This window comes from Streptococcus sp. SP8 (assembly GCF_030440045.1).
GTDB classification, from domain to species: Bacteria; Bacillota; Bacilli; order Lactobacillales; family Streptococcaceae; genus Streptococcus; species Streptococcus parasanguinis_I.
In genome coordinates this window covers 168,278-194,109 of the sequence record NZ_JAQFJL010000001.1, presented here as the reverse complement: position 1 = coordinate 194,109, position 25,832 = coordinate 168,278, and the positions used below count along the sequence as shown (strand labels likewise).

Below are 25,832 nucleotides of genomic sequence, written 5' to 3'. Positions count from 1 at the left end.
ATGTGTTATAATAGTATGGTGAATTAAGTAAAGAGAGGCATTTTTTGAATGCAGGATAAGAATCTAATTGATGTGAATTTAACATCAGAAATGAAGACGAGTTTTATTGATTATGCGATGAGTGTTATCGTAGCTCGTGCCCTCCCTGATGTTCGTGATGGCTTAAAACCCGTTCACCGACGTATTTTGTACGGTATGAATGAATTGGGTGTCACGCCTGATAAACCGCATAAAAAGTCAGCTCGTATCACAGGGGATGTTATGGGTAAATACCACCCACACGGGGACTTCTCAATTTATGAAGCCATGGTTCGGATGGCGCAATGGTGGAGTTACCGTTACATGTTAGTGGATGGCCATGGTAACTTTGGTTCTATGGACGGTGATGGCGCCGCTGCACAACGGTATACCGAAGCTCGTATGAGTAAGATTGCTCTTGAAATGTTGCGGGATATCAATAAGAATACAGTTGATTTTGCAGATAACTATGATGCCAGTGAGCGGGAGCCCATGGTGCTACCAGCACGCTTCCCTAACCTTCTTGTGAATGGAGCTACAGGGATTGCCGTTGGGATGGCTACCAATATTCCACCTCATAATCTCGGTGAAACAATAGATGCCGTCAAATTGATGATGGACAATCCTGAAGTGACCACTCGTGAACTCATGGAAGTGCTGCCTGGTCCAGATTTTCCAACCGGAGCCTTGGTCATGGGGAAATCAGGTATTCATAAGGCCTATGAAACAGGGAAAGGTTCAATTGTTCTTCGCTCTCGTACAGAGATTGAAGTGACCAAGAGTGGTCGTGAACGGATTGTCGTTACCGAGTTCCCTTATATGGTCAACAAAACCAAGGTTCACGAACATATCGTTCGCTTGGTGCAAGAAAAACGGATCGAAGGGATTACAGCTGTACGTGATGAGTCTAACCGTGAAGGGGTTCGATTTGTGATCGAGGTTCGTAGGGATGCTTCGGCTAATGTCATTTTGAACAACCTATTTAAGATGACGCAAATGCAAACCAACTTTGGCTTCAATATGTTGGCGATTCAAAACGGTGTTCCAAAGATCCTTTCTCTTCGTCAAATTTTAGGTGCGTATATCGAGCACCAAACAGAAGTGGTGACTCGCCGGACCATCTTTGATAAAGAAAAAGCTGAAGCTCGTGCCCATATTTTAGAAGGCTTGCTCATTGCCTTGGATCACATTGATGAAGTAATCCGAATCATCCGCAATAGCCAGACAGACGCTGAAGCACAAGCTGAGTTGATGGCTAAGTTCAAGCTCTCTGAACGTCAAAGTCAAGCCATTTTGGACATGCGTCTTCGTCGTTTGACCGGTTTGGAACGAGACAAGATCCAGAGTGAATATGACGACTTGGTTGCCCTGATTGCTGATTTGGCTGATATTTTGGCTAAACCAGAGCGTGTGGCGACTATCATCAAGGAAGAATTAGAAGAAGTCAAACGCAAGTTTGGCGATGCTCGTCGAACTGAGTTGATGGTAGGGGAAGTTCTTTCTCTTGAAGATGAGGACTTGATTGAAGAAACAGATGTCTTAATTACCCTTTCTAATAAAGGATACATCAAACGTTTGGACCAAGCTGAATTTACTGCACAAAAACGTGGTGGACGTGGGGTCCAAGGAACCGGTGTGAAGGACGATGACTTTGTTCGTGAATTGGTTTCTACGAGCACCCATGATCATTTGCTCTTCTTTACCAATAAGGGGCGTGTCTATCGTCTAAAAGGCTATGAGATTCCAGAATATGGTCGGACAGCTAAGGGATTGCCAATTGTCAACCTCCTAAAATTGGACGAAGGTGAATCGATTCAAACCATTATCAATGTGGAGCAAGATCGCAGTGATGAGGCTTATCTCTTCTTTACGACGCGACAAGGTGTAGTTAAGCGCACTAACGTAGCAGAATTTTCAAATATCCGTCAGAACGGTCTGAAAGCTCTGAACCTACGGGACGAGGATGAATTGATCAATGTCTTCCTTACAGATGGCAATACTGATGTCATTATCGGTACCAAATATGGATATTCAGTCCGCTTTAATGAGGCAGTAGTTCGGAATATGGGACGTTCTGCTACAGGTGTACGTGGTGTGAATCTCCGTGATGGAGACAAGGTTGTTGGGGCAAGTGTTATCACCGACCAGGACGAAGTATTGGTCATTACTGAAAAAGGGTATGGTAAGCGGACAATGGCTGGCGAATACCCAACCAAGGGCCGTGGTGGTAAAGGAATCAAAACAGCCAATATTACAGAGAAAAATGGTCCGTTAGCTGGTCTTTTAACCGTTAAAGGGGATGAAGATCTGATGATCATTACCGATACCGGAGTTATGATCCGGACAGGTGTGGCTAACATTTCTCAAACGGGTCGTTCGACTCAGGGTGTGAAAGTCATGAGACTGGATCAGGATGCGAAAATTGTGACCTTTACAACTGTACAAGCTGATGAAAAAGATGAAGAAGTAGTGGAAGAAAACGAATAGATAAGGGGACAGCATGTCACGCAAAAGAAAAAAGAAAAAGAGTTTACGTAATACTCTTATCAACATCGTTGCAACACTTTTGATTATTCTCTCGCTTCTCTTAATTTTCAATGCTCCGATCCGCAATATGATCATGGTTTGGCATACCAACCAATATCAGGTTAGCAAGGTCGATAAAAAGACTATTGATAAAAACAAAGAAGTGAAGACGAGCTTTGATTTCCAACATGTCCAGTCACTCTCGACGGAAGCCGTGATCAATGCCCAATGGCAAGCTCAAAAACTTCCTGTAATTGGGGGGATTTCGATTCCTGAATTGAACATGAACCTTCCAATTTTTAAAGGACTTGAAAACGTAGCCCTTTACTATGGAGCAGGGACTATGAAGGAAAACCAAGTCATGGGACAAGGCAATTATTCTCTTGCTAGTCACCACGTATTTGGCCTTACTGGAGCAAATGCCATGCTGTTCTCACCATTAGAGAAAGCCAAGGCTGGTATGAAGATCTACATCACGGACAAAGAAAAAATCTATACTTATGTCATCTCGTCTGTTGAGACAGTGACTCCAGACCGTGTAGATGTCATTCAAGATCGTGAAGGTGTCAATGAAATCACCTTGGTGACCTGTGAGGATGCTGCAGCGACTTACCGAACGATTGTAAAAGGAAACTTGGAAACCTCTGTTGACTATGACAAGGCTCCAAAGGACATCCTGGATTCATTCAGCAAGTCTTATAATCAAATGCAACTCTAAGAAAATAAAGCCCGAGACAGAGATGTCTGGGCTTTTTCTATGTAGGAAGATAGGAGAAATTCTTGTAAAATTGTAAGAGATTGGTAATATAATGTAAGGAACTTGTCATAATATTGAGGGAAAATCAGTATATAATAGAGGAGAAAGAGTATGATAAGGAGGTAGAATAGTGACAAAAGAGCGAATTTATCATCACTTGCATCATTTCTATAATCTCTTAATAAATGATTTTCCACGAAATGGATTAATTACGAAAGGAATCTACGAAGTAGAGCAAGTCTACCAAACCTTAGAAGCCATTCCTCAGAGTCAGGAGTACTTGATCCGCTGTGAAATTCAACAGTTTTTAAAGGAGCTTGAACAAGTTCAAACAGGTTATCAGATCCGCTTTAATAAAGATGAAGCCTTAGTGTTAGATGATTTGAAGCAAGAAATCGCCTGTAAATAATGAAAGGTCGTTATTTTCTCAATTTATTACGAATTAATAAGTGAGGAGGAAATTATGTACGACATATCATTTATTGAACCATCTTTGCTTCCTAGAGAACGTTTGGTTTCTGAAGGGGTAGATAAGCTGAGTCATCAAGAATTGTTATCCATTCTCTTACGGACAGGCAATAAGCAAAAAAGCGTTTATGAGATTGCACAAGGTCTCTTGAGTTCGGTTAATAGTTTAAAGGAGTTAAGTCAATTAACCCTAGAGGAGCTACAGGAAATATCTGGCATTGGCCGGGTGAAGGCCATCGAACTTCAGGCTGTGATTGAGTTTGGACGAAGGATTCATAAAGATGAATTAATGAGTTCTGAACAGATCATGAGCAGCCAGAAATTGGCCCATAAAATACAACAGGAAATCGGCCATAAGAAACAGGAGCACCTAGTTGCCCTCTATTTAAATACGCAGAATGAAATTATTCATCAACAGACCATTTTTATTGGAACCGTGAATAGAAGTATTGCGGAGCCACGTGAAATCCTGCATTATGCCCTAAAACACATGGCAACCTCCATCATCTTGGCTCACAATCATCCATCTGGTGCTGTGTTCCCCAGTAAAAATGATGATGAAGTCACTCAGCGAGTCTTAGAGGCCTGTGAAGTAATGGGGTTGACCCTATTGGATCATTTGATTGTATCCGAAGAAAACTACTATAGTTATCGAGAAGAAACGGATTATTTGGTATAAAAAAGGTTGGAACCTTCTTGTTCCAACCTTTTTGTTGTTGAAGTATAAGTCTTTATTCTTCGTTTTTACGCATAAAATAAAGAAGTGTTTGCAATTCACTAGTAAGATCGACATATTGGACAACAACCTCTTTAGGAACTGTCAGATGGACTGGAGAAAAGCTTAGAATTCCTTTGACACCAGCATCTACTAAAAGACTAGCAACTTCTTGAGCCTTAACACTTGGAACAGTTAGAATGGCTGTTTGAATGCCTTCTTTTTTGAGATTCTCTTTGATCGTAGAAATCCCATAAATGGGGATCCCATCCTTACTTTTGGTATTAATCAGTTCATGATCATCTACATCAAAAGCCATGACAATTTTCATTTTATTTCGCTCATGGAAACGGTAATTAAGAAGGGCGCTTCCCATATTTCCGATCCCAACAATAGCGACATTAGTAATAGCATTGTCATTTAAAAGATCTGCAAAGAAGTTCATCAGTTTTTTTACATCATAACCAAATCCACGTCTTCCCAATTCACCAAAATAAGAAAAATCTCTGCGAACAGTAGCAGAGTCAATCCCAATTGCATCCGCAATTTGCTTGGAATTGGCGCGCTCTATTTTTTCAGAGTTAAAGCGTTTAAAAATGCGGTAGTAGAGCGATAAGCGTTTTGCTGTTGCGCGTGGAATTGGAGTATTTTTATCATGTTTCACAATATCACAACCTTTCCCTCTTATTGTATAGGAAGATTGTGAAAAAATCAACTATCTTGAACGGTTTTTCAAAAATATTTTTGTCTAAAGAAAAAGCTGATGGTGATGGGAGAGTTCCATCACCATCAGCTTAGTTTTCAGCTTGCTCTACCTTTTTCAAAAAAGCATAGAGCCCATCGACTCTCCCCTTATAGGGGAGTTTTTCACCCTTGTATTCAATGGAAACAATTGAGTAAGAGTCAGGCAGGGTTACACAGCCTGAAAATGCTAGGATGCAGGCTGCAAGGTCGGGATAAGTAGTCATTCGTTCTACTTGGTAAGCGTCGATATAAGTTAGGGTTACCATATTAGACCTCTGTTTTGTTGAAAATTTCTCTTTCGACAAGACTATCCATTAGGAAATAAAATTTTTGTTGGATAATGTCATTTTCTGGATTTTTAAAGATATTCACCAGACGAAGTCCAGACTTATCTGTAATATTGATTTTAAAACCTGTGAGGTCTTTGTTGAAGATAATTTTAAGCAAGAAGCCTTCACCGCTATTTGGAACAGCTTCGAGCAAACGATTTAACTCGTAATTTCCAACTTTTGTAACAGCAAATGTATTGTCACGTAAGGTATATTTTTTAACATTTGGGTGTAGACTATAGGTATATTTGCAGTCTTTCAATGAAACACTTGTTTCAAAAGCCATATTGTTCTCCTATGATAAAATTTCTTTAAGTTTTGAGAGGAAGTCTTGAACCTCCTCTACGGTATTGAGTTCTGAAAAACTAATTCGAAGGGATTCTTTTAGGCGTGAGCTATCTTTTCCATAGAGCGCCTCAAGGACATGGCTGGGTTGAACTGTACCGGCGGTACAAGCAGAACCTGTAGAGACAGAAATTCCAGCAAGATCGAGTCGCATCAATAATACATCATTTTGGACACCCGGAAAGCCAAGGTTCCAAACAAATGGAAGATGATCGTCATTCGCATTTACGTAGTAGTCGTAGGCTGCTAAACCATTGACTAGTTCCTGGCCAAGTTTTTGAACCTGGTTGAAATTTTCTTCTTGATGAAGTGTAGCTTGCTGAAGCGCAGTTGCCATCCCGACAATAGAAATGAGATTTTCCGTGCTGGCTCTCATCTTACTTTCCTGATCCCCACCATGGATGAGATTATCAAAGTCTGGGACAGCTGCATAAAGGAAACCAACTCCCTTTGGTCCATGGAATTTGTGGGCAGAAGCACTGAGAAAATCAATTCCCAACTCTTCGGGATAGACAGGGACCTTTCCGATTGCTTGGACAGCATCAACGTGAAAGGCAGCTGGATGATCTTTTAAGAGTTCTCCGATTTCTTTAATCGGTAGAAGATCGCCAGTCTCGTTATTGGCAAACATGGTAGAGACAAGAATAGTATCCGGTCTAAGAGCGGCCTTGATATCACTAGCCAGAATGCGTCCAACTCTTGGTTGGACGATCGTAACTTCAAAACCGAAACGTTCTACAAGATATTCGATGGGTTCTAGAACCGCATGGTGTTCCAAAGCGGTCGTAATGATGTGTTTGCCATCTGCTTGGTGTTTCAAGCAGTAGCCTTTTATAACGGTATTATTACTTTCTGATCCACCTGAAGTGAAGAAAATACGATTTGGAAGAGTATGGAGAGACTGAGCAATCTGCTCGCGAGATTCCCGGAGAAGTTTACTAGCCATCCGTCCATGAGCATGAAGGCTCGATGGATTTCCAAAAGTGGTCTTCATAGTTTCAGACATTTTATCAATGACTTCAGGTAGAAGGGGAGTTGTTGCGGCATTATCAAAATATATCACATTAAGACCTTATTTCTTGTGGTAGGCAAATAGAGGACTAACAGGTTTTCTTTCTTGAATGCGAACAATAGCTTCAGCGATCAGTTCGCTAGCTGTCAGATAGTTAATATTTTTTGGTGTTGGTCCATTTGGAGCAACAGAATCGGTTACTAAGATTTCTTTGATCGGAGCTTGGTCTAATAATTCAACAGCTCCTTTTACAAATAAACCATGGCTTGATACAGCATAAATTTCAGTAGCACCTTCGCGTTTGACGATTTTCGCAGCTTCTGAGAATGTCTTACCAGTATTGAGGATATCGTCAATCAAGATCGCTTTCTTGTCTTTGACATCCCCGATAATATAGCCATAATCACGGTTCGCATCATCTTGCTCGTAATCAATGATCGCAATCGGTGCATCAAGATATTCTGCTAAACTGCGAGCTCGTTTGACACCAGAGTTTTTAGGGCTGACGACTACGACATCAGGACCAGTTAGACCTTTGTTGATGTAGTGTTCTGCAAAAAGTGGAATGGTAAAGAGGTTATCCACGGCAATATCGAAGAAACCTTGGACTTGCACTGCATGGAGATCCAGAGTGACGACACGATCCACCCCAGCTTTGACCAACATATTTGCGACAAGCTTAGCAGTAATTGGTTCGCGAGGAGCAGCAGTCCGGTCTTGGCGAGCATAACCGAAGTAAGGCATGACCACATTGACAGTATTTGCGCTGGCCCGTTGGCAAGCATCCACCATAATTAAGAGTTCCATCAAGTGATTGTTGACAGGGAAACTGGTTGATTGAATGATATAAATATCATATCCACGAACACTTTCCTCAATATTGACTTGGATTTCACCATCTGAGAATTGACGGGATGAAATTTTCCCAAGTGGAACCCCAGCATGATCCGCGATTTTTTGCGCAATCTCTGGATTTGAATTGAGAGAGAAGAGCTTCATATTTTTTTTATCTGACATGTGATTCCAACCTCATTTAGATTTTTGATCTTAACACTATTTTAGCAAAAATTTGCGATAATTTCAGCTATTTTACAATCTTTCCGCCAATCTTGCGATTTTATTTTTTGCAGCTTTGTAGACGATTCCATGCTCTTTGATGAACTGATGGAAATTTTCTTCCTGCTCAGCGGTTTCGACCTCGATTTCTAATTCATAATCTTCAGTGTCTAGATAGAGACTGTGGTCTAGTGCCACCAATCCTGCAGCTGTTTCTTTTTCGAATCGTTCTGTTGTAAGGCTTCCCCAGACAGCGAGTTGCTCAACAGAGATTTCTTTAGAGATTAAGAGGTTTTTGATTTCTCCGTCAGGAAATTCATGTTGCTGGAGGATCGCCTCAGTTTCTTCAGGGCTGAGGTCTTGATTATATTCGAAGTGACCGACTACTTCAGGGACCTTGAGAGTCAATTCAGCCTGATCTGTGAAAGTACGCACCCGCAAAGCCATTTTTTCCTTACGGATGAGCTGATCTGGCGTATCAATATAGTGATTCGTTTGAATAACTAAGGGTGTATCTGTGAAAAGGGAGAGAAGGGACTGGTATTCTTGCTTATTCAACAAGGTTTTATATTCAATTTCTAAATGGTTCATTTTGTCATCCTTTGCTTTTTTTTGAAAGCGATTCATGATATAATAGGAGATGTGTTTATTGTATACAAAAATGGTTCAGATTACAAGGTGGTAGGATGGCAATTGATTGGGAAAACTTCTTAGACCCCTATATCCAAGCAGTTGGAGAGTTAAAAATTAAACTGCGTGGGATTCGTAAGCAATATCGTAAGCAACAAAAACATTCTCCAATTGAGTTTGTCACAGGGCGGGTTAAGCCGATTGAAAGTATCCGTGAAAAAATGTCTCGCAGGAATATTTCTGAAGAGAATCTTGCCCAAGATATGCAAGATATTGCCGGTCTTCGCATCATGGTCCAATTTGTAGACGATGTGGACGAAATCCTTGAGGTTCTGAGACAACGGCAGGATATGCGCGTGGTCCAAGAACGAGATTACATCCGCCACAAGAAATCAAGTGGCTATCGGAGTTACCACGTTGTGGTGGAGTATCCGGTTGACACCATTGATGGAAATGAGACGATCTTAGCAGAGATTCAAATTCGGACCTTGTCCATGAACTTTTGGGCAACCATTGAACACTCGCTTAATTATAAATATAAAGGAGACTTTCCAGACGAGATCAAAAAACGCTTAGAGACGACAGCCAACTTGGCCTATCTTTTGGATGAAGAGATGGGAGCAATTCGGGATGCCATACAGGAAGCTCAAGCTCTATTTGATCCACTTCATCGTAAGTTAAATGATGGCGTTGGAAATAGTGATGACACAGATGAAGACTACAGGTAAAAAAGTATCCATTATTCGCAATCGAAAGCGTCAAAGTGAAGAGGTTTTTCAGCAATTGCGCTACAAGCTTCGGAAAAATAATTTTATTTTGACGGAGAAGCACCCGGATATTGTGATTTCCATTGGTGGTGATGGGATGTTGCTATCGGCCTTTCACAAGTATGAACACCAGTTGGATCGGGTGCGATTTGTTGGTGTCCATACCGGACACTTAGGATTCTATACAGATTACTTAGACAGTGAAATTGATAAGCTAGTTGAGAATTTAAAATATGATACAGGTGCCAAGGTTTCTTACCCTATTTTGAATGTCAAGATTACTTTTGATAATGGGGAAACCCGTACCATGAGAGCGTTGAACGAAGCAACGATTAAGAGAAGCGACCGAACCATGGTTGCCGATCTTACGATTAATGGAGTGGATTTTGAGCGCTTCAGAGGAGACGGCATTACTGTTTCGACTCCTACAGGAAGTACGGCTTACAACAAATCCTTGGGAGGAGCAGTCCTTCACCCAACTATTGAGGCGCTGCAAATCGCTGAGATCGCCAGTCTCAACAACCGCGTTTATCGTACCTTGGGTTCTTCTGTCATTGTCCCTAAAAAGGATAAGATCGAGATTACACCGACGAGACCTGGCTTTCACATTATCTCTGTTGACAATTCAACCTATTCTTATCGCAATATTGCAAAGGTAGAATACCAGATTGACAACCATAAGATTAATTTTGTGGCAAGCTCCAGTCACACCAGTTTCTGGAATCGGGTCAAGGATGCCTTTATCGGAGATGATAGAGAATGAGATTTGAATTCATTGTCGATGAGCATGTCAAGGTCAAGACCTTCCTGAAAAAGCACGAGGTTTCTAAGGGCCTCTTAGCAAAGATTAAGTTTCGTGGTGGCAAGATCCTTGTCAATGGACGTCCGGAGAATGCGATTTATTTGTTGGATATTGGGGATCGCTTGGTCATTGATATTCCAGCAGAAGAAGGGTTCGAAACTCTAAAACCCATGGATCGGCCTTTGGATATTTTGTTTGAAGATGATCATTTTTTGGTCTTAAACAAACCCTTTGGGATCGCATCGATTCCAAGTGCGATTCATTCCAATACCTTAGCAAATTTTGTAAAGGGCTACTATGTGAAGCAGGACTACGAGAACCAGCAGGTTCACATTGTTACTCGTTTGGACAAGGATACAAGTGGCGTTATGCTCTTTGCCAAACATGGCTATGCCCATGCTCGCTTGGATAAGCAATTGCAGTCTAAAACGATTCAGAAACGCTATTATGCCCTGATTAAGGGAGAAGGGTCATTAGACCCTGTTGGAGAGATTATTGCTCCGATTGCGCGTGATGAAGATTCAATTATCACCCGAAAGGTAGCTAAAGGTGGCAAGTATGCTCATACAAGCTACCAGGTTGTTCAATCTTTTGGTGATATTCACCTAGTGGTTATTCAGTTACACACAGGTCGAACCCACCAGATCCGCGTTCATTTTTCCCATATTGGTTTTCCGCTCTTGGGAGATGATCTCTATGGCGGCAGTTTAGAAGACGGCATTGAGCGCCAAGCCCTTCATTGTCATCGTCTATCCTATTATCATCCATTTCTAGAGGAAGAATTGGTCATAGAAAGTCCACTGCCTCCAGATTTCCAAGCTGTATTAACACAGCTTCAAACTAGTTATTAATTATTAAAAGGAGTAAAACTCATGGAAGTTTTCGAAAATCTCAAAGCCAACCTCGTTGGTAAGAATGCACGTATTGTATTACCAGAAGGTGAAGAGCCTCGTATTCTCCAAGCGACCAAACGCCTTGTAAAGGAGACAGAGGTAACCCCTGTTTTGCTTGGTAATCCGGATAAAATTCGGATTTACCTTGAAATTGAAGGGGTTTTGGATGGATATGAAGTCATTGATCCGCATTCTTATCCAGGTTTTGAAGAGATGGTAGCTTCCTTGGTAGATCGTCGTAAGGGAAAAATGACAGAAGAAGAAGCACGTCAAATCTTGAAAGACGATGTCAACTACTTTGGTGTCATGTTGGTACATCTGGGAATCGTTGATGGGATGGTGTCAGGTGCGATTCACTCAACAGCTGCAACGGTTCGTCCAGCTCTTCAAATTATTAAAACTCGTCCAAATGTCAAACGGACTTCTGGTGCCTTCCTTATGGTACGTGGATCCGAACGCTACTTGTTCGGGGATTGTGCCATCAACATTAATCCAGATGCTGAAGGCTTGGCTGAAATCGCCATCAACTCTGCTATCACAGCTAAGATGTTTGGCATTGATCCAAAAATTGCCATGTTGAGCTATTCAACCAAAGGCTCTGGTTTTGGGGAAAGTGTTGATAAGGTTGTTGAAGCGACTAAACTTGCTCATGAACTTCGTCCAGACCTTGAAATTGATGGGGAATTGCAATTTGACGCAGCCTTTGTCCCAGCAACTGCAGCCTTGAAGGCTCCAGGAAGCAAGGTGGCAGGACAAGCCAATGTCTTTATCTTCCCTGGTATTGAGGCAGGTAACATTGGATACAAGATGGCTGAACGTTTGGGTGGGTTTGCAGCGGTAGGTCCTGTCTTGCAAGGGTTGAACAAACCAGTGAACGACCTCTCTCGTGGCTGTAATTCAGATGACGTGTACAAATTGACCTTGATTACAGCGGCACAAGCAGTAGAACAATAAGAATGATTGAAAGGCTCAGGATGATCTTGAGCCTTTTTCTTTATAAAATCAGAATTTCTAAACTCTAAGCCGTTCTATGGTATACTAGGAATATGATGGATTTAAAAGATTACGGGATTATCATGTGGGAGGATGAAAAAATTGCTTCCTTCCGAGAAAAGTTATTAGCCTGGTATGATGCCCATAAACGGGATCTCCCCTGGAGAAGGACCCAGGATCCTTATAAAATTTGGATCTCAGAGATTATGCTCCAGCAGACACGTGTCGATACGGTTATTCCCTATTATGAGCGCTTTCTGGACTGGTTTCCAACTGTCGCTGATTTGGCTCAAGCTCCTGAAGAAAGGCTCTTAAAAGCATGGGAAGGCTTGGGCTATTACTCAAGGGTTCGCAACATGCAGAAAGCTGCTCAGCAGATGATGGAAGATCACGGTGGTGTGTTTCCATCAAGCTATGAGGCTATCTCAAAACTTAAGGGAATTGGGCCTTATACAGCTGGTGCCATTGCTAGTATTGCCTTTGGATTAGCAGAGCCAGCAGTAGATGGCAATGTCATGCGTGTTCTATCCCGTTTGTTTGAAGTGGACTACGATATCGGAGTTCCGACCAATCGCAAGATTTTTCAAACCATGATGGAAATCTTGATCGATCCGGCCCGGCCGGGTGATTTTAATCAGGCTTTGATGGATTTGGGATCCGATATTGAATCGCCAGTCAATCCACGGCCGGAAGAGAGTCCTGTTAAGGAGTTTAGTGCGTCCTACCAACATGGGACCATGGATCGTTATCCCATCAAGGCTCCTAAGAAGAAACCTGTACCTGTCTATCTAACAGCTTTTATTATCAAGGATAGTCAAGGCCGCTACTTGCTGGAGAAAAATGAGCGAGAAGGGCTTTTATCTGGTTTTTGGCATTTCCCCTTGATTGAAGTGGATGGCCTATCTGAGAACCTAGGTCAATTATCCCTACTGAATGGGCAAGGTCATGCAGAAGTCAACCCAGAAATTCTTTCCTTTGAACAAGACTATGACTTGGCTATTGAATGGCAGGACAGATCGTATCCTATCGTCCAGCATGTCTTTTCGCATCGCAAGTGGCAGGTTCAACTTCGTTACGGCCTAGTAAAAGAAGGAGAGCAACCAGCAAGTGAATCGACTGTTTGGTTAACACCAGAAGAATTTTCGGACTATCCTTTTGCTAAACCCCAGCAAAAGATTTGGACGACTTTTACGGAAAATGAAAAATAGCTAGAGATTATTCTCTAGCTATTTTTTTTATAGATGAGCGAATGCTTTGATTTCTTCTTCAGACATGGATGAGTCGCAACGAACACTGACTTCACCAGATTCGACATGTAAAAATCCTGGGACAGTTGGGATGCCGTAAGTTGAGCGGAAGGCTTGTAATGCGTCTAGCTGACTTGGTTCTTCACTATTAATAAAATAGATATGAGCTTTTGTTTCAGCTACGACAGTTGCTAATTTAGCAGCGAACTTCCGGCAGTAAGGGCAAGTCTTGCGTCCGATAAAGAAGGTCGCTGTTTCTTTTTGATCGATCGCTTCTTGCGCACGCGCGACAGTTGTGACTTCAAGATCTTTAATATCTTCTAAAAATTGTTCCATGAGATTACCTCGCTTTCTTCTATGTCTAGTATGCCATATTTTCTATAAAATCGCTGGTATTTGCTACGAAAGAAAGAGAGAGTGGGACAGAAATCGGTTATCGTTAGAATTCGATTTCGTCGTCCCACCTCCGCACAGTTGAGTAGGGCTGTAAAAGCTGATGAAATCAGCGTAGTAGAGCCCACTCAACCACTGCGTCTTGCTCAACAATCAAAAAATAATTGAGAGGCTAGGACTTTTGTCCCAGCCTCATATTTTAGCCTACAAAAGCATTGATTTCTGCTTCGATATTCGCAATTTTTTCTTTAGCATCTGCTTCAGATTCACCAACTGTGGCGATGTAGAATTTGATTTTTGGTTCTGTACCTGAAGGACGAACGGCAAACCATGAATCATCAGCCAAGATGTATTTAAGAACGTTGCTTGGAGGAGTTGTCAATTTTTCAACGCCGTCAGCAGTAGTAGCTGTTTGTTCCAAGAAGTCTTCTGTCTTAGCAATGTCTGTGTTGTTAAATTGTTTAGGAGCATTGCCACGGAATTTATCCATAATTTTCTTGATTTCAGCAGCCCCGTCCACACCTGAAAGGGTAACAGAGATGGTTTTTTCTGCGAAGTAACCGTATTGTTTGTAGATTTCTTCGATACCATCTGCCAAAGTCATACCACGTGAGCGGTAGTAAGCTGCGATTTCAGCAACGATAAGAACGGCTTGGATAGCGTCTTTGTCACGTACGAATGGTTTGATCAGGTAACCGAAGCTTTCTTCGAAACCAAGCATGTAAGTGTGGTTGTGTTGTGTTTCAAATTCATGGATTTTTTCACCGATAAATTTGAAACCAGTCAAGACGTTAAACATAGTTGCGCCGTAGCTTTCTGCAATCTTAGTCACCAACTCAGTTGATACGATTGATTTACAGAGGGCAGCATTGGCAGGAAGGGTACCAGCTGTTTTGTGAGCTTCAAGAATGTATTTAGCAATGATCGCTCCGATTTGGTTACCAGAAAGGTTGAGGTAAGAACCATCTGGTTGGCGGATTTCAACACCAAGGCGGTCAGCATCTGGGTCAGTTGCAACCAATACATCAGCGTCTACTTTGCGGCCAAGTTCTTCAGCAAGAGCAAAGGCAGCTTGGTTTTCAGGGTTTGGAGATTTAACAGTTGAGAAGTCAGCATCTGGAACGGCTTGAGCCTCAACAACTTGAACAGCTTCAAATCCAGCTTGGGCAAGAGCACGACGAGCCAACATTTCACCAGTACCATGAAGTGGTGTGTAGACAATCTTCATGTCGCGACCGTATTCATTGATCAAGTCTTGGTTGATGTTAACGCCTTTCACTTCTTTCAAGTATTCAGCGTCGACGTTTTCACCGATAACTTCAATCAAGCCACTAGCTTTGCTTTCTTCAAGGTCAGCCAATTGTACAGTGAAAGGATTTTCGATAGCACGGATGTAATCTGTCAAAGCATCGGCATCTGCAGGTGGCATTTGTCCACCGTCTTCACCATATACCTTATATCCATTAAACGGAGCAGGGTTGTGGCTAGCGGTTACCATAATCCCAGCAAATGTGTGGAGATGACGAACAGCAAATGACAATTCAGGTGTTGGACGTAGGCTTTCAAATACATAAGATTTGATTCCGTGTGCAGCCAAAACTTGAGCAGATTCAAAAGCAAACTCAGGAGAGAAGTGACGGCTGTCGTAGGCGATCGCAACACCGCGTTTCTTCGCTTCCTCACCTTTTGAGTCGATTAATTGGGCCAACCCTTCAGTTGCTTGGCGAACAACATAGATATTAATACGGTTGGTACCAGCACCGATTAATCCACGCATACCAGCTGTACCGAATTCAAGGTTGGTATAGAAGGCATCTTCTTTTGTTTTTTCATCCATTGCGACCAACTCATCACGAAGGTAAGCTGGTAATTCAGCAAAGTCGAGCCATTTTTGGTAGTTTTCTTGATAGGTCATGCAAGCGTCTCCTTTTTGCTTATAATTTAATCGCTTACATTATAGCAAATTTTTTCTGAAAATTCTAGCGATAAATGTAAATCTTTTCAAAAAAATAGAGCTAATTCACCATCAAATAAAGCCAAGATAAATTGGTCTTGGTTTGAAAGGTTATTTTAATTTTTCAAGAGATGGAACGACGGCACTGGTAATGAGGACTGTAGCAATGACTTCGATGAGAGAGTTGGTAGATATAATCAAGGCTAGGAAATGTTGAATTCCACCACCGAAGCTATTTCCAAAGAAGAAATAAATCCCACTTAGAACGAAAACAGTATTGGTCATAGAGCCGACAATTCCAGCGATCATAAGTCCTGTACGATTGCGAATCCAGCGATAGACGAAGTAAGGGGTTACCCCAATGAGAATCCGAGGGACTATGGCAATGATAAGGGAGTAGAGATTCCCGTGAGGGACAAAGGGACTAAAGAGATAGCTGGCTGGTGTTATAACCAGGGTATTCATGGTGAGGCTAAAGAGTCCCATGAGGAGTCCTAGAATTGCTCCAGTTCGAGGTCCGTAAATAATAGAAGCGATCACGACAGGAATATGAACCAAGGTTGGTTGAATTCCTGATGGGACAAATTGCAAAATGAAGGACGTCACAAAGTGAATGGTGATCATCACGGCAAAAAAGATGGCAATTCGTGAAATAGAGGCTGATTTTCTCATAAACAATTCTCCTTAACAGCTTGGATGATAGTGTCGACAGTGGCTAGAGCTCCAGAACCTTGATCTCCACAAGCGAGAGTAGCCTCTCGAGGTTGGATGATCTGGTAACCATAGTCTTGTAAGAGTTTTAGATTTCGTTGGGTAGCAGGATGATCTAGCATTTTTGTATTCATAGCAGGGGCCAGTAATTTTTTAGTCCTTTGAGGCAAGGCTAGAGCTGTGCTTGTGACCATATTATCTGCAAGTCCCATGGCCAATTTAGCAATGGTGTTGGCACTGGCCGGCGCTACAAGAAAGAGGTCAGTTTCTTTCCCAATGTCGATGTGCTCGATCCGCTGTGGATCGTCTTCCACCATAACCTCTAGGCCTACTGGATTTTTTGAAAGAACTTGCAAGGTTAAAGGGGTGATAAATTTTTGGGCTGAAGGAGTCATGAGGACCTTCACTTCAAATCCCAATTTGGTTAGTTGGCTGGTAATATCAGCAGCCTTATAGGCGGAAATACTACCGGTAACCGCTAAAGTAATGTGTGTCATATGTACCTTTTTATTTGATATAACGTAGGATAGCCTCTGCGATTTCTGTTTTCGTAGAAGCTTCTAGAACGTGATCATCTGTTACTAGATAGGCTTGATGCTGACCGTTCTGAATCTTGGTCAGATCATTGGCAACGATCATGCTGGCATGATTTTTAACCAGGCTTTCACGTGCTACCTGGATCAACTCTTCAGAAGAAACGTCGACTAATAGCTTAAAGCCGATCAGTTGAATAGCAGGGTTCCATTCTTTGACGAGCGAGATAATCTTCGGATTTTTCTTTAGAAAGAGTACTTGGTATTCTTCTTTGGAAGAGATTTTAGCTTCCTGATTTTCGCGATGGATAAAGCTATGAAGGTCTTGAGCTTTCTCAACTTCATCAAGGCCTGTCATGTAAACAGGTGTGTAGTCTGAAACAGCCATAGCGTGAATCAAAACCTGATGTTGAGGGACTTCCGTTTTCATTTGTGCGAGAAGTTCTTCGACATTCTGGATCAATAGAAGTCGAAGCTGTGGGTGAGGATCGGGTTTAAGCGCGGTAGGCGTTGTGATCAAGGTCACCTGATGTCCCTTTGCAAGAGCCATTTCTGCAAGGATTTTCCCTAGGCTCCCGGTGGAATGATTGGTGATCGAACGAACACTATCAATGGCTTCGCTCGTCCCACCTGATGTAATTAAAATATGCATATGCTTATTTTACACAAAAAAGATACGTAAGTAAAGTTCTGAAGCTATTAGGATTAACTATGTATAGCCATAAAATTTAGATAAAAAACGAACGTTCGATTCAAAAGGTGGAAAAACCATGTTATTTTCGCGAATTTTAGGTATAATAGATCTATCAAATATAAAGGAGTCCCTTATGAAAACAGATATCGAAATTGCTCAAAGCATTGAACTCCAACCGATTGTGGACGTTGTGAAGAAAATTGATTTGGTTGACGATGATCTTGAATTGTATGGAAAATACAAGGCAAAATTGAGCTTTGATAAGATTCATGAAGTTGAGAAAAATCCAGTAGGAAAACTTATCTTAGTCACTGCGATCAACCCAACTCCAGCTGGAGAAGGGAAATCAACCATCACCATTGGTTTAGCAGATGCTTTGAATAAAATCGGTAAAAAAACCATGATTGCCATTCGCGAACCTTCTTTAGGTCCAGTTATGGGGATTAAAGGTGGTGCTGCTGGTGGTGGCTATGCCCAAGTTCTACCGATGGAAGACATCAACCTTCATTTCACAGGGGATATGCATGCGATCACAACGGCTAATAATGCCCTCTCGGCATTGATTGATAATCATTTGCACCAAGGAAATGAGCTAGGAATTGACCAACGTCGGATTATCTGGAAACGGGTAGTGGACTTGAATGACCGTGCTCTTCGTCATGTCTCTGTCGGTCTTGGCGGTACTTTAAATGGGATTCCGCGTGAAGACGGATTTGATATTACCGTTGCTTCTGAGATCATGGCCATCCTTTGCTTGGCGACAGATATTGAAGATTTGAAACGTCGTTTGGCCAACATTGTAATTGGTTACCGCTATGATCGTAGCCCGGTCTATGTCCGTGATTTGGAAGTGGAAGGGGCACTTGCCTTGATCCTCAAAGATGCGATCAAGCCAAACTTGGTTCAAACCATCTATGGTACACCTGCCTTTGTTCACGGTGGTCCATTTGCCAATATCGCCCATGGATGTAACTCTGTATTAGCAACGACGACAGCTCTTCATTTAGCCGACTATACGATTACAGAAGCTGGTTTTGGGGCTGACCTTGGCGCTGAAAAATTCCTTGATATTAAAACTCCAAACTTGCCTACATCACCAGATGCGGTTGTGATCGTAGCGACTCTCCGAGCTCTTAAGATGAACGGTGGAGTGACCAAGGATGCTTTGACTGAAGAAAATGTAGAGGCTGTTCGTGCTGGTTTTGCCAACTTGAAACGTCACGTTGAAAATATCCGTAAGTTTGGCATTCCTGCAGTGGTTGCCATCAATGAATTTATCACCGATACAGAAGCAGAAATTGCTGCTTTGAAAGAATTGTGTGCTGAAATTGAGGTGCCAGTTGAGCTTGCGAGTGTATGGGCGAATGGTGCTGACGGTGGAGTTGAACTTGCTGAAACCTTGGTTAAAACCATCGAAACAAGTCCAGCTAACTACACACGCTTGTATGATAATAACCTTTCTGTTGAAGAAAAAATTGAAAAGATTGTTACAGAAATTTATCGCGGTACTAAGGTGAATTTTGAGAAGAAAGCCAAGACACAAATTGCCCAAATCGTGAAAAATGGTTGGGATAAGTTGCCAATCTGTATGGCCAAAACACAATATAGCTTCTCTGATAATCCAAATGCCTTGGGAGCTCCTGAAAACTTTGAAATCACTATCCGTGAAGTGGTTCCAAAATTGGGAGCAGGCTTTATTGTAGCTTTGACTGGGGATGTGATGACCATGCCTGGTTTACCAAAACGTCCAGCTGCTTTGAATATGGATGTGGCTGCTGATGGAACAGCCATCGGTTTGTTCTAATAGCTAGATATCTAAAAACAACTTCTGTTCAAATGAGCAGAAGTTGTTTTGGTCTTGTTAATCTATCATTATTCAGTAAGGAGTTGGTACCTGATTTTTCGATAGATTATGATGAGCTGTAGGGTCATGGGAATCCAGATAAGGGGTTCGCAGAGAATGACCCCCATGTAGCCGGTGTGAGGAATAATCCACAGAACGAAGAAAATTTTTCCAAACAATTCAATAAAACTGGATGTGAGTGGGGTTAATTTTTTACCCATTCCCTGTAGGGCATTTCTCAGGATGATGAGACTCGCCAAAATAGGATAAAAGCAAGAGCTGATCTGGAGATAAAGACTGGCATTTGCAATGAGATCAGGATTTGTCGAGCCGGAAATAAAGCTGGTTAAAGACGGACTTGTGAAGAATAGAAGAGCAGCAACCAAGACAGACCAAACCCAAGAAAGAAGGTTGGCAATGGTAACGCCTTTTTTGATCCGCTGGAATTGCTCTGCGCCAAAATTCTGCGAGATAAAGGTTGTGATACTTGAGGCGATAGCTGTAATCGGTAAAACGGCAAAGGACATGATACGACGGGCTGCGACCTGTGCACTGATAATGGTTGTTCCAAGCTGATTAATAGCGGATTGGAGGATAACCGTTCCAATCGAAACGATGGAAGTCATGAGGCCCATGGCAAGGCCCTGACTTAGCAGATCCTGATAAAGCTCCTTGTCCCAAACAAAATCCTTGCGATGCGGGAGCAGAAAAGGGACCTTCTTACGAATATAGAGAAGACAAAGAAGGGCCGAAATACCCTGGGCGATGATGGTCGCAATCCCAGCAGATTGAACTCCAAGATGAAGTTGGGTAATAAAATAAAGATCAAGAAGAATATTGAGAATGGCAGCGATAATCAAGAAATAGAGTGCTGCTAGGCTATCGCCAACCGCTCGAAGAAGTCCAGCACAAAGATTATAGGCAAAGGTCACAGCTACACCATTGACAATAGTGGAGATATAGAGATAAGACTGAGCTACAATAGCTGATGGGGTCCCTAAAAATTGGAGCATTGGATAAAGCCCCACGGCACCAATGAAGATCACAAAGAGACTGAGGATGTTACCAATAACAGCAGTTGCTGCGACAGATTTTCGTAATTGGTCCTCGTTTTTGGCTCCATAATTTCTTGCGATAATAATGCCCATCCCATTGCCGACACCGACAGCAAATCCAACGATCAAATCAAATATGGCAGAGGTTGCTCCAACGGCAGCCAATGATTTTTGACCTAAAAAACGCCCTACAATCATAACATCCGAGGTATTGTAGAGTTGTTGAAAGATATTGGACAAAAGAATAGGAAAGGCAAAACTCAATAGAGCGGGTAAAATAGGACCATCTATGAGGTCCACACGTTGAATTCTTTTCATAGTGTCATTATACCAACTTCAGGAACCAGCGACAAGCGTCGATAGTTGAAGGCCCTTACATTTTTTGGTATAATCAGGGCAGAAAAGGAGGCTTTTATGAGCTTAACCAGCCAATTAATCACTGAAACGTTCCCAGATCTGGACAAGGTCGAGAGGCTGAATATCGAGGCATTCCCAGAAGAAGAGCGAGTCCCTTTGTCGGAATACCTGCGTTATACGGACAATGACGATGCTAATTTTTTTGCTTTTTATAACGAAGAAGAATTTGTCGGATTTGCTTTTTCTATCTATAATCAGAAAGCTTTTTATGTTAGCTTCTTTGCCATTATGCCCCACCTACGTAGCCACGGTTATGGTCAAGAAATCATTGAAAAATTGGTAGAATTTTACCAAAGAACCATGATTCTTGAAGTGGAACGTTTAGATGAAGAATGTGACAATCTAGAGCAACGTCAGTCTCGGATGGATTTCTATAAGCGAAATGGATTTAAAACTGCCAATGCCTTTTTAGAATACGAAGGACTGAGCTTTGAAATTCTCTATCGGGGTGACCACTTTGACGAAGAGGCTTATCGCGATATTTTCCGTAAACTGCAGGAAGAAAATTATTTCGATTTCCGCATTAAATATAGACGCTTTAGTGACCACTAGACAAGAAGGAGGCTGGGACAAAAGTCCTAGCCTCTCATTTATTTTTGGATTGTCGAGCAAGACGCAGTGGTTGAGTGGGCTCTACTACGCTGATTTCATCAGCTTTTACAGCCCTACTCAACTGTGCGGAGGTGGGACGACGAAATCGAATTCTAACGAATGACCGATTTCTGTCCCTCTCTCTTTTAGTTTAGATATTTAATGAAGAACTCAATTAGTTTCATGATTTGTGTAAAGAACCAAGGCAGAAACAGAAGAGCTAGGAAGGCAACATGCCATTTCCAATAGAGTGAAACCAAGCCAACAGTTTCTCGAATCCAAGCGGATGGGAGATAGTAAAAGGCTGTTCTTGAACCGATACTTCGACCAGGTATTTTCAATCGTCTCATAAAGACACCTGCACGGAGCGCGTGAAAAGAATTGGTCACCACAAGGACTCTCTTGCCAAGCCCCTCTTCTTCAAGGATACGCTTGCTAAAGGTCAGGTTTTCAAAAGTAGTACGAGAGCGATTCTCGATGAGAATGGCGTCTTCTGGAACCCCGTGTTCCATCAAGTATCCAGCCATAGCTTCTGCCTCAGCGATCAGCTCATCTGACCCTTGACCACCAGAAACAATCAGCTTTGGTCGTCTCTCAAACTGCTCATAGATGGCCTTTCCCTTATCAAGACGCTGGGCCAAGAGTGGGGGAACCTTGTCTCCGATTAAACCTGAGCCAAGGATGATGATGGCGTCTGGCTCTTTGCGAACCGGAAAGAGATTGCAAAAGGTCCCATAGGATACATAAGAGAGGTAGAGAAAGGTCATGTAAAACAGGGCAAAGTCAGTCAGATAAATGAGGATGTCATTCCCTGGGAAATAAGGTAGAAAATGAAGTGCCAAAGCTCCGATAATAAACAGTCCATAGAGCAGAGAGAGGAGGTTGGACAGTCTTTTTCCTTCAAAAGTCATCATTTGACGGCCGTTAAAGAGAAGAAAAAGAGAGGAGAAAATAACGCTGAGAAAAACGAGGATGGAAATCACTACAAAGACAATCATTGCAATTTGTTGATTAAACCATAGCTCAGTTCGAACGACTAGTAAAAATGCAGAAATCAGTAGAAGAAGTCCTAGGTTTATCGAAAATAGATAAGCATTGAACAGTCTTCTGCGATCACTCATAAAGAACAATAAAAAGATAAGAGCTGGAAATAACCAGAATAGATATAGATACATGTTTTGCCCCTCGTAAAATCTTACATCCATTGTACCATAATGACTGATAGAAATAGCGGATTGTTCATGCAAATAAGTTGCATTCTTCAAATGAATTTGATAAAGTTAAGATTATCGTTTTTTTAAGGAGATCGTATGTTACGAAAAGGTTCCCTGACAGGTTTATTACTGTTTGGTATTTTTTTTGGTGCTGGAAACCTGATTTTCCCACCGGCTCTTGGTGCTTTATCGGGTAATCAATTTTGGCCAGCTATTGCTGGGTTTGTCCTTTCAGGTGTGGGAATTGCCATTGTGACCTTGATTATCGGGACGCTTAATCCCAAAGGCTATATTCATGAGATTTCTCGTAAGATTTCACCTATTTTTGCGATAGTATACTTAGTTGCGCTTTATCTTTCAATTGGTCCTTTCTTTGCCATTCCAAGAACGGCGACGGTATCTTTCGAAGTGGGGACAGCCCCCTTATTAGGTGGAATGAATGCCAGTTTAGCACTTTTCATCTTTACCCTGGTCTACTTTTTGTTAGCCTTTCTGATTGCTTTGAATCCATCTAAGATTCTAGATCGGATCGGTCGTATATTGACTCCAATCTTTGCGATTCTCATTTTGATCTTGGTCGTTCTTGGAGCTCTAAAATACAGTGGACATGCTCCAATGGTGGCTACAAAAGCCTATCAGGCTTCTGCCTTTGGGCAAGGATTTTTAGAGGGCTACAATACCTTGGATGCCTTGGCATCTGTTGCCTTTAGTGTGATCGCAGTGACTACCTTGAATCAACTTGGATTTTCAAGTAAGAAAGAATACATCAAGACCATTTGGTTGGTTGGGATTGTCGTAGCGCTTGGTTTTAGTGTGCTGTATATCGGTTTAGGATATCTGGGGAATCATTTTCCAATTCCGGCTTCTGTTATGGCATCTGATACCAATAAAGGGGTGTATGTATTATCAGAAGCGACCAAAGCGATCTTTGGTCCGACTGCTCAGATTTTTCTAGCAGGAATGGTGACGGTAACTTGCTTTACCACAACCGCTGGTTTGATCGTCTCTACCAGTGAATTCTTCCATAGCACCTTCCCTAAGGTCTCTTACAAGGTCTATGCAAGTGTCTTCACTTTGATTGGTTTTGCGATTGCCAACCTAGGCTTGAATGCCATTATTGCTTTCTCATTGCCAGTCTTGATGATTCTTTACCCAATCACCATTACCATTGTATTGATTGTGATAGTGAATAAATTTGTGGCTCTTTCAAAACCAGGAATGCAACTGACTATTTTCTTGGCCAGCTTGGTCTCTGTTGCGAGTGTTCTGGCAAGTACCTTTAAAATTTCACTTGTAGAAAAGTGGATTGCTTTGCTTCCATTTGCGGCTCAATCTCTTCCATGGTTAGTGCCAGTAGTTATCGGAATTCTTTTATCGCTCGTATTACCAAATAAACAAACGGCAGAAGAATAAGTTATATTAGAAACTCTAAAGTTTTATGCTTTAGAAATAGATTGAAGATAATATCTTCTTAGAAACTTTCCTTAGGTGAGTACGGACGTCAGCGAACTTCATAGAAGTTCCATGACTTAGTTTTGAATCTAAGGTTTCAAAACTCCCGAGTGCTAGAAACATCACTGTTTCTAGCACTTTTCTCACGGCGGAAAGTTTCAATGTATACTTGAATGTGCCTTATATATTCTTTTAGTTTTTCACCACAACTTAGACTCTAAAGTTATTGGCTTTAGGGTCTTTCTTTTGAAACTAGTATCTAAATCCAAACTTTAGTAAAAAAACGTAGCAGAAATTTTTATTTTTTGTCAGTCAATGTTATACTGAATGTAGCATATCAATATACGGAGTGAACTATGAATCCAATCATTTTTTCATTGACAGTTTTTCTTGCGGGTATTCTGTCTTTCTTTTCTCCCTGTGTCTTTCCTTTGCTACCTGTTTATATTGGAATCTTGCTAGGAAGTGATCAGGAAAAGGCTATCCAATTGTTCGGGAAAAAAATTCGCTGGCATGGCTTGCTGAAAACCCTATGTTTTATTGCTGGTATTTCTGTTATTTTCCTCCTCATTGGTTTTGGAGCGGGCTTGCTTGGAAAGATCATGTACACCAATTGGTTCCGTTATCTGATGGGAGCCCTCATCATTATCCTTGGTCTTCATCAGATGGAAGTCTTTCACTTTCATTTCCTTGAGAAGCAAAAAACAATGGATTTTGGAGCCAACAAACAGAAGAATGAGTTGTTTTCAGCTTTTCTCCTTGGTCTTGGCTTTAGTTTTGGTTGGACGCCTTGTATCGGCCCTGTATTGGGATCAGTTCTTGCTCTAGCAGCATCGGATGGGCAAGATGCTCTTATGGGAGCTATTTATCTCCTTGTTTATACCTTGGGAATGGCTCTTCCGTTTTTACTGTTGGCCTTAGCATCTAGTCTGGTCCTACCTTACTTTAATCGTCTCAAACCCCATTTGTTGTTGCTGAAGAAAATCGGCGGAGCCATCATTATTCTGATGGGAATTCTCTTACTTTTGGGACAATTGAACAGTTTGTCATCTATCTTTTCATAAAATAATCCGGAGGTTTAACGCATGATGAAAGATTTTAAATACGCTTGTTTCTCAGTACTTTCTCTAGCTTTGCTGTCAGCTTGTTCCATGGATCAATCCAGCGAGAGTAGTATGGGCAATCAGCCAACAATGAATACAACAACGAATAAGAATCCTTTGGTAGGAAAAGACGCTAGTGACTTTGAACTAAAGGATATGAAGGGGAATACGGTCAAACTTTCAGACTATAGAGGCAAAAAAGTCTATTTGAAATTTTGGGCAACCTGGTGTGGACCTTGCCGGCAAAGTATGCCTGAATTAGAGAAATTGGTCAAGGATTCGGATAGAGACTTTGAAATTCTAACCATTATGGCACCAGGACTCCAAGGTGAAAAAACAGAAGAAGAATTCGTTAAATGGTTTGATCAACAAGATTACAAGTCCGTACCGGTCTTGTACAATCCAGACGGTTCTGCATTTGCAGATTATCAGGTTCGCTCTATTCCTACAGAAGTCTTTATAGACAGTCATGGGAAAATTGGACATGTCCAATTAGGGGTTATTTCAAACGACGATGCTAAGAAGATCATTAAAGAGTTACAATAAAAAAATGAAGCACGAAGCTTCATT

Annotated in this window: 27 protein-coding genes; 14 read left to right on the top strand and 13 right to left on the bottom strand. The window is 41.8% G+C overall.

Annotated elements, in window-relative coordinates; translation table 11 throughout:
• The first annotated feature begins 48 nt into the window (after positions 1-48).
• From gyrA to radC, 4 genes are all read left to right on the top strand, one after another.
• Complete coding sequence (gyrA, locus tag PCY11_RS00915; protein ID WP_301362329.1) at positions 49-2,505, top strand: DNA gyrase subunit A; 2,457 nt, start codon at positions 49-51, stop codon at positions 2,503-2,505.
• A 13-nt stretch (positions 2,506-2,518) separates the two neighbouring features.
• Positions 2,519-3,262 carry a class A sortase gene (locus tag PCY11_RS00910; protein WP_014713268.1) on the top strand — a complete coding sequence of 248 codons (744 nt, stop codon included), beginning with the start codon at positions 2,519-2,521 and terminating at the stop codon, positions 3,260-3,262.
• A gap of 169 nt (positions 3,263-3,431) precedes the next feature.
• Positions 3,432-3,710 (top strand): porphobilinogen deaminase, encoded by a 279-nt coding sequence (locus tag PCY11_RS00905; RefSeq protein ID WP_301362328.1) that lies wholly within the window; start codon positions 3,432-3,434, stop codon positions 3,708-3,710.
• Between the two features lie 54 nt (positions 3,711-3,764).
• Positions 3,765-4,448 (top strand): DNA repair protein RadC, encoded by a 684-nt coding sequence (radC, locus tag PCY11_RS00900; RefSeq protein WP_070846282.1) that lies wholly within the window; start codon positions 3,765-3,767, stop codon positions 4,446-4,448.
• Positions 4,449-4,500: 52 nt separating this feature from the next.
• Here the strand turns inward: radC and PCY11_RS00895 are convergent, their stop codons facing one another.
• The 6 genes from PCY11_RS00895 to PCY11_RS00870 form a co-directional block, all read right to left on the bottom strand.
• A complete protein-coding gene (locus PCY11_RS00895) occupies positions 4,501-5,148 on the bottom strand; it encodes a redox-sensing transcriptional repressor Rex (protein ID WP_049506210.1) in 648 nt (215 codons plus the stop codon).
• Positions 5,149-5,278: 130 nt separating this feature from the next.
• On the bottom strand, positions 5,279-5,494 hold the full coding sequence (locus tag PCY11_RS00890) for a DUF4649 family protein (RefSeq protein WP_003015144.1): 216 nt from the start codon (positions 5,492-5,494) through the stop codon (positions 5,279-5,281).
• A 1-nt stretch (position 5,495) separates the two neighbouring features.
• Positions 5,496-5,843, bottom strand: a complete 348-nt coding sequence (locus PCY11_RS00885; protein WP_003015156.1) for a DUF1831 domain-containing protein — start codon at positions 5,841-5,843, stop codon at positions 5,496-5,498.
• Between the two features lie 9 nt (positions 5,844-5,852).
• Complete coding sequence (locus PCY11_RS00880) at positions 5,853-6,965, bottom strand: cysteine desulfurase family protein (RefSeq protein WP_049506211.1); 1,113 nt, start codon at positions 6,963-6,965, stop codon at positions 5,853-5,855.
• Between the two features lie 9 nt (positions 6,966-6,974).
• Positions 6,975-7,931, bottom strand: coding sequence for a ribose-phosphate diphosphokinase (locus PCY11_RS00875; protein ID WP_024055731.1), 957 nt, complete (start codon positions 7,929-7,931; stop codon positions 6,975-6,977).
• Positions 7,932-8,003: 72 nt separating this feature from the next.
• Positions 8,004-8,561 carry a CYTH domain-containing protein gene (locus PCY11_RS00870; RefSeq protein WP_301362327.1) on the bottom strand — a complete coding sequence of 186 codons (558 nt, stop codon included), beginning with the start codon at positions 8,559-8,561 and terminating at the stop codon, positions 8,004-8,006.
• A gap of 95 nt (positions 8,562-8,656) precedes the next feature.
• Here PCY11_RS00870 and PCY11_RS00865 point away from each other — a divergent pair, with 95 nt between their 5' ends.
• The 5 genes from PCY11_RS00865 (at position 8,657) to mutY (ending at position 13,263) form a co-directional block, all read left to right on the top strand.
• Positions 8,657-9,328 (top strand): GTP pyrophosphokinase family protein, encoded by a 672-nt coding sequence (locus tag PCY11_RS00865; RefSeq protein WP_003007189.1) that lies wholly within the window; start codon positions 8,657-8,659, stop codon positions 9,326-9,328.
• Entirely contained in the window at positions 9,312-10,130 is an 819-nt protein-coding gene (locus PCY11_RS00860; RefSeq protein ID WP_282184817.1) for an NAD kinase, read from the top strand. Before PCY11_RS00865 ends, PCY11_RS00860 begins: the two co-directional genes overlap by 17 nt.
• Complete coding sequence (locus PCY11_RS00855) at positions 10,127-11,020, top strand: RluA family pseudouridine synthase (RefSeq protein WP_301362326.1); 894 nt, start codon at positions 10,127-10,129, stop codon at positions 11,018-11,020. Before PCY11_RS00860 ends, PCY11_RS00855 begins: the two co-directional genes overlap by 4 nt.
• Before the next feature lie 21 nt (positions 11,021-11,041).
• Positions 11,042-12,016 (top strand): phosphate acetyltransferase, encoded by a 975-nt coding sequence (gene pta, locus PCY11_RS00850; protein ID WP_049484047.1) that lies wholly within the window; start codon positions 11,042-11,044, stop codon positions 12,014-12,016.
• 92 nt (positions 12,017-12,108) lie between these two features.
• On the top strand, positions 12,109-13,263 hold the full coding sequence (mutY, locus tag PCY11_RS00845) for an A/G-specific adenine glycosylase (RefSeq protein ID WP_301362325.1): 1,155 nt from the start codon (positions 12,109-12,111) through the stop codon (positions 13,261-13,263).
• Positions 13,264-13,290: 27 nt separating this feature from the next.
• On the opposite strand, the gene PCY11_RS00840 is transcribed toward mutY, so the two are convergent.
• The 5 genes from PCY11_RS00840 to PCY11_RS00820 form a co-directional block, all read right to left on the bottom strand.
• A complete protein-coding gene (locus tag PCY11_RS00840) occupies positions 13,291-13,638 on the bottom strand; it encodes a thiol reductase thioredoxin (RefSeq protein ID WP_023918049.1) in 348 nt (115 codons plus the stop codon).
• A 256-nt stretch (positions 13,639-13,894) separates the two neighbouring features.
• Complete coding sequence (locus tag PCY11_RS00835; protein ID WP_049499034.1) at positions 13,895-15,610, bottom strand: phospho-sugar mutase; 1,716 nt, start codon at positions 15,608-15,610, stop codon at positions 13,895-13,897.
• A 150-nt stretch (positions 15,611-15,760) separates the two neighbouring features.
• Complete coding sequence (locus PCY11_RS00830; protein WP_024056113.1) at positions 15,761-16,321, bottom strand: ECF transporter S component; 561 nt, start codon at positions 16,319-16,321, stop codon at positions 15,761-15,763.
• Positions 16,318-16,857, bottom strand: a complete 540-nt coding sequence (coaC, locus tag PCY11_RS00825; RefSeq protein WP_024056114.1) for a phosphopantothenoylcysteine decarboxylase — start codon at positions 16,855-16,857, stop codon at positions 16,318-16,320. Before coaC ends, PCY11_RS00830 begins: the two co-directional genes overlap by 4 nt.
• Before the next feature lie 10 nt (positions 16,858-16,867).
• Positions 16,868-17,545 carry a phosphopantothenate--cysteine ligase gene (locus PCY11_RS00820; protein WP_024056115.1) on the bottom strand — a complete coding sequence of 226 codons (678 nt, stop codon included), beginning with the start codon at positions 17,543-17,545 and terminating at the stop codon, positions 16,868-16,870.
• Between the two features lie 175 nt (positions 17,546-17,720).
• On the opposite strand from PCY11_RS00820, the gene PCY11_RS00815 reads away from it, so the two are divergent.
• Positions 17,721-19,391: a formate--tetrahydrofolate ligase gene (locus PCY11_RS00815; protein WP_301362324.1), complete on the top strand. Its 1,671-nt coding sequence runs from the start codon at positions 17,721-17,723 to the stop codon at positions 19,389-19,391.
• Positions 19,392-19,459: 68 nt separating this feature from the next.
• Here the strand turns inward: PCY11_RS00815 and PCY11_RS00810 are convergent, their stop codons facing one another.
• Entirely contained in the window at positions 19,460-20,803 is a 1,344-nt protein-coding gene (locus tag PCY11_RS00810) for an MATE family efflux transporter (protein ID WP_049484040.1), read from the bottom strand.
• A 96-nt stretch (positions 20,804-20,899) separates the two neighbouring features.
• Between PCY11_RS00810 and PCY11_RS00805 the strand changes: the two genes are divergently transcribed.
• Positions 20,900-21,454 carry a GNAT family N-acetyltransferase gene (locus tag PCY11_RS00805; RefSeq protein WP_031576258.1) on the top strand — a complete coding sequence of 185 codons (555 nt, stop codon included), beginning with the start codon at positions 20,900-20,902 and terminating at the stop codon, positions 21,452-21,454.
• Positions 21,455-21,639: 185 nt separating this feature from the next.
• Here PCY11_RS00805 and PCY11_RS00800 read toward each other — a convergent pair whose 3' ends face one another.
• Entirely contained in the window at positions 21,640-22,668 is a 1,029-nt protein-coding gene (locus PCY11_RS00800) for a YdcF family protein (RefSeq protein WP_045759413.1), read from the bottom strand.
• Between the two features lie 135 nt (positions 22,669-22,803).
• Between PCY11_RS00800 and brnQ the strand changes: the two genes are divergently transcribed.
• From brnQ to PCY11_RS00785, 3 genes are all read left to right on the top strand, one after another.
• A complete protein-coding gene (gene brnQ, locus PCY11_RS00795) occupies positions 22,804-24,120 on the top strand; it encodes a branched-chain amino acid transport system II carrier protein (RefSeq protein WP_045759414.1) in 1,317 nt (438 codons plus the stop codon).
• Between the two features lie 395 nt (positions 24,121-24,515).
• Entirely contained in the window at positions 24,516-25,223 is a 708-nt protein-coding gene (ccdA2, locus tag PCY11_RS00790) for a thiol-disulfide oxidoreductase-associated membrane protein CcdA2 (protein WP_150906038.1), read from the top strand.
• Between the two features lie 24 nt (positions 25,224-25,247).
• A complete protein-coding gene (locus PCY11_RS00785) occupies positions 25,248-25,808 on the top strand; it encodes a TlpA disulfide reductase family protein (RefSeq protein WP_301362475.1) in 561 nt (186 codons plus the stop codon).
• Positions 25,809-25,832 lie beyond the last annotated feature (24 nt).

What these genes read in the sequence shown, in the direction of transcription:
- mutY (WP_301362325.1), top strand. Translation starts at nt 12,109, where the DNA reads ATGATGGATTTAAAAGATTACGGGATTATCATGTGGGAGGATGAAAAA.
- radC (WP_070846282.1), top strand. Translation starts at nt 3,765, where the DNA reads ATGTACGACATATCATTTATTGAACCATCTTTGCTTCCTAGAGAACGT.
- gyrA (WP_301362329.1), top strand. Translation starts at nt 49, where the DNA reads ATGCAGGATAAGAATCTAATTGATGTGAATTTAACATCAGAAATGAAG.
- pta (WP_049484047.1), top strand. Translation starts at nt 11,042, where the DNA reads ATGGAAGTTTTCGAAAATCTCAAAGCCAACCTCGTTGGTAAGAATGCA.
- PCY11_RS00830 (WP_024056113.1), bottom strand. Translation starts at nt 16,321, where the DNA reads ATGAGAAAATCAGCCTCTATTTCACGAATTGCCATCTTTTTTGCCGTG.
- PCY11_RS00785 (WP_301362475.1), top strand. Translation starts at nt 25,248, where the DNA reads ATGAAAGATTTTAAATACGCTTGTTTCTCAGTACTTTCTCTAGCTTTG.
- PCY11_RS00820 (WP_024056115.1), bottom strand. Translation starts at nt 17,545, where the DNA reads ATGCATATTTTAATTACATCAGGTGGGACGAGCGAAGCCATTGATAGT.
- PCY11_RS00875 (WP_024055731.1), bottom strand. Translation starts at nt 7,931, where the DNA reads ATGTCAGATAAAAAAAATATGAAGCTCTTCTCTCTCAATTCAAATCCA.
- brnQ (WP_045759414.1), top strand. Translation starts at nt 22,804, where the DNA reads ATGTTACGAAAAGGTTCCCTGACAGGTTTATTACTGTTTGGTATTTTT.
- PCY11_RS00855 (WP_301362326.1), top strand. Translation starts at nt 10,127, where the DNA reads ATGAGATTTGAATTCATTGTCGATGAGCATGTCAAGGTCAAGACCTTC.
- coaC (WP_024056114.1), bottom strand. Translation starts at nt 16,857, where the DNA reads ATGACACACATTACTTTAGCGGTTACCGGTAGTATTTCCGCCTATAAG.
- ccdA2 (WP_150906038.1), top strand. Translation starts at nt 24,516, where the DNA reads ATGAATCCAATCATTTTTTCATTGACAGTTTTTCTTGCGGGTATTCTG.
- PCY11_RS00800 (WP_045759413.1), bottom strand. Translation starts at nt 22,668, where the DNA reads ATGTATCTATATCTATTCTGGTTATTTCCAGCTCTTATCTTTTTATTG.
- PCY11_RS00840 (WP_023918049.1), bottom strand. Translation starts at nt 13,638, where the DNA reads ATGGAACAATTTTTAGAAGATATTAAAGATCTTGAAGTCACAACTGTC.
- PCY11_RS00835 (WP_049499034.1), bottom strand. Translation starts at nt 15,610, where the DNA reads ATGACCTATCAAGAAAACTACCAAAAATGGCTCGACTTTGCTGAATTA.
- PCY11_RS00870 (WP_301362327.1), bottom strand. Translation starts at nt 8,561, where the DNA reads ATGAACCATTTAGAAATTGAATATAAAACCTTGTTGAATAAGCAAGAA.
- PCY11_RS00805 (WP_031576258.1), top strand. Translation starts at nt 20,900, where the DNA reads ATGAGCTTAACCAGCCAATTAATCACTGAAACGTTCCCAGATCTGGAC.
- PCY11_RS00810 (WP_049484040.1), bottom strand. Translation starts at nt 20,803, where the DNA reads ATGAAAAGAATTCAACGTGTGGACCTCATAGATGGTCCTATTTTACCC.
- PCY11_RS00910 (WP_014713268.1), top strand. Translation starts at nt 2,519, where the DNA reads ATGTCACGCAAAAGAAAAAAGAAAAAGAGTTTACGTAATACTCTTATC.
- PCY11_RS00890 (WP_003015144.1), bottom strand. Translation starts at nt 5,494, where the DNA reads ATGGTAACCCTAACTTATATCGACGCTTACCAAGTAGAACGAATGACT.
- PCY11_RS00815 (WP_301362324.1), top strand. Translation starts at nt 17,721, where the DNA reads ATGAAAACAGATATCGAAATTGCTCAAAGCATTGAACTCCAACCGATT.
- PCY11_RS00885 (WP_003015156.1), bottom strand. Translation starts at nt 5,843, where the DNA reads ATGGCTTTTGAAACAAGTGTTTCATTGAAAGACTGCAAATATACCTAT.
- PCY11_RS00865 (WP_003007189.1), top strand. Translation starts at nt 8,657, where the DNA reads ATGGCAATTGATTGGGAAAACTTCTTAGACCCCTATATCCAAGCAGTT.
- PCY11_RS00860 (WP_282184817.1), top strand. Translation starts at nt 9,312, where the DNA reads ATGAAGACTACAGGTAAAAAAGTATCCATTATTCGCAATCGAAAGCGT.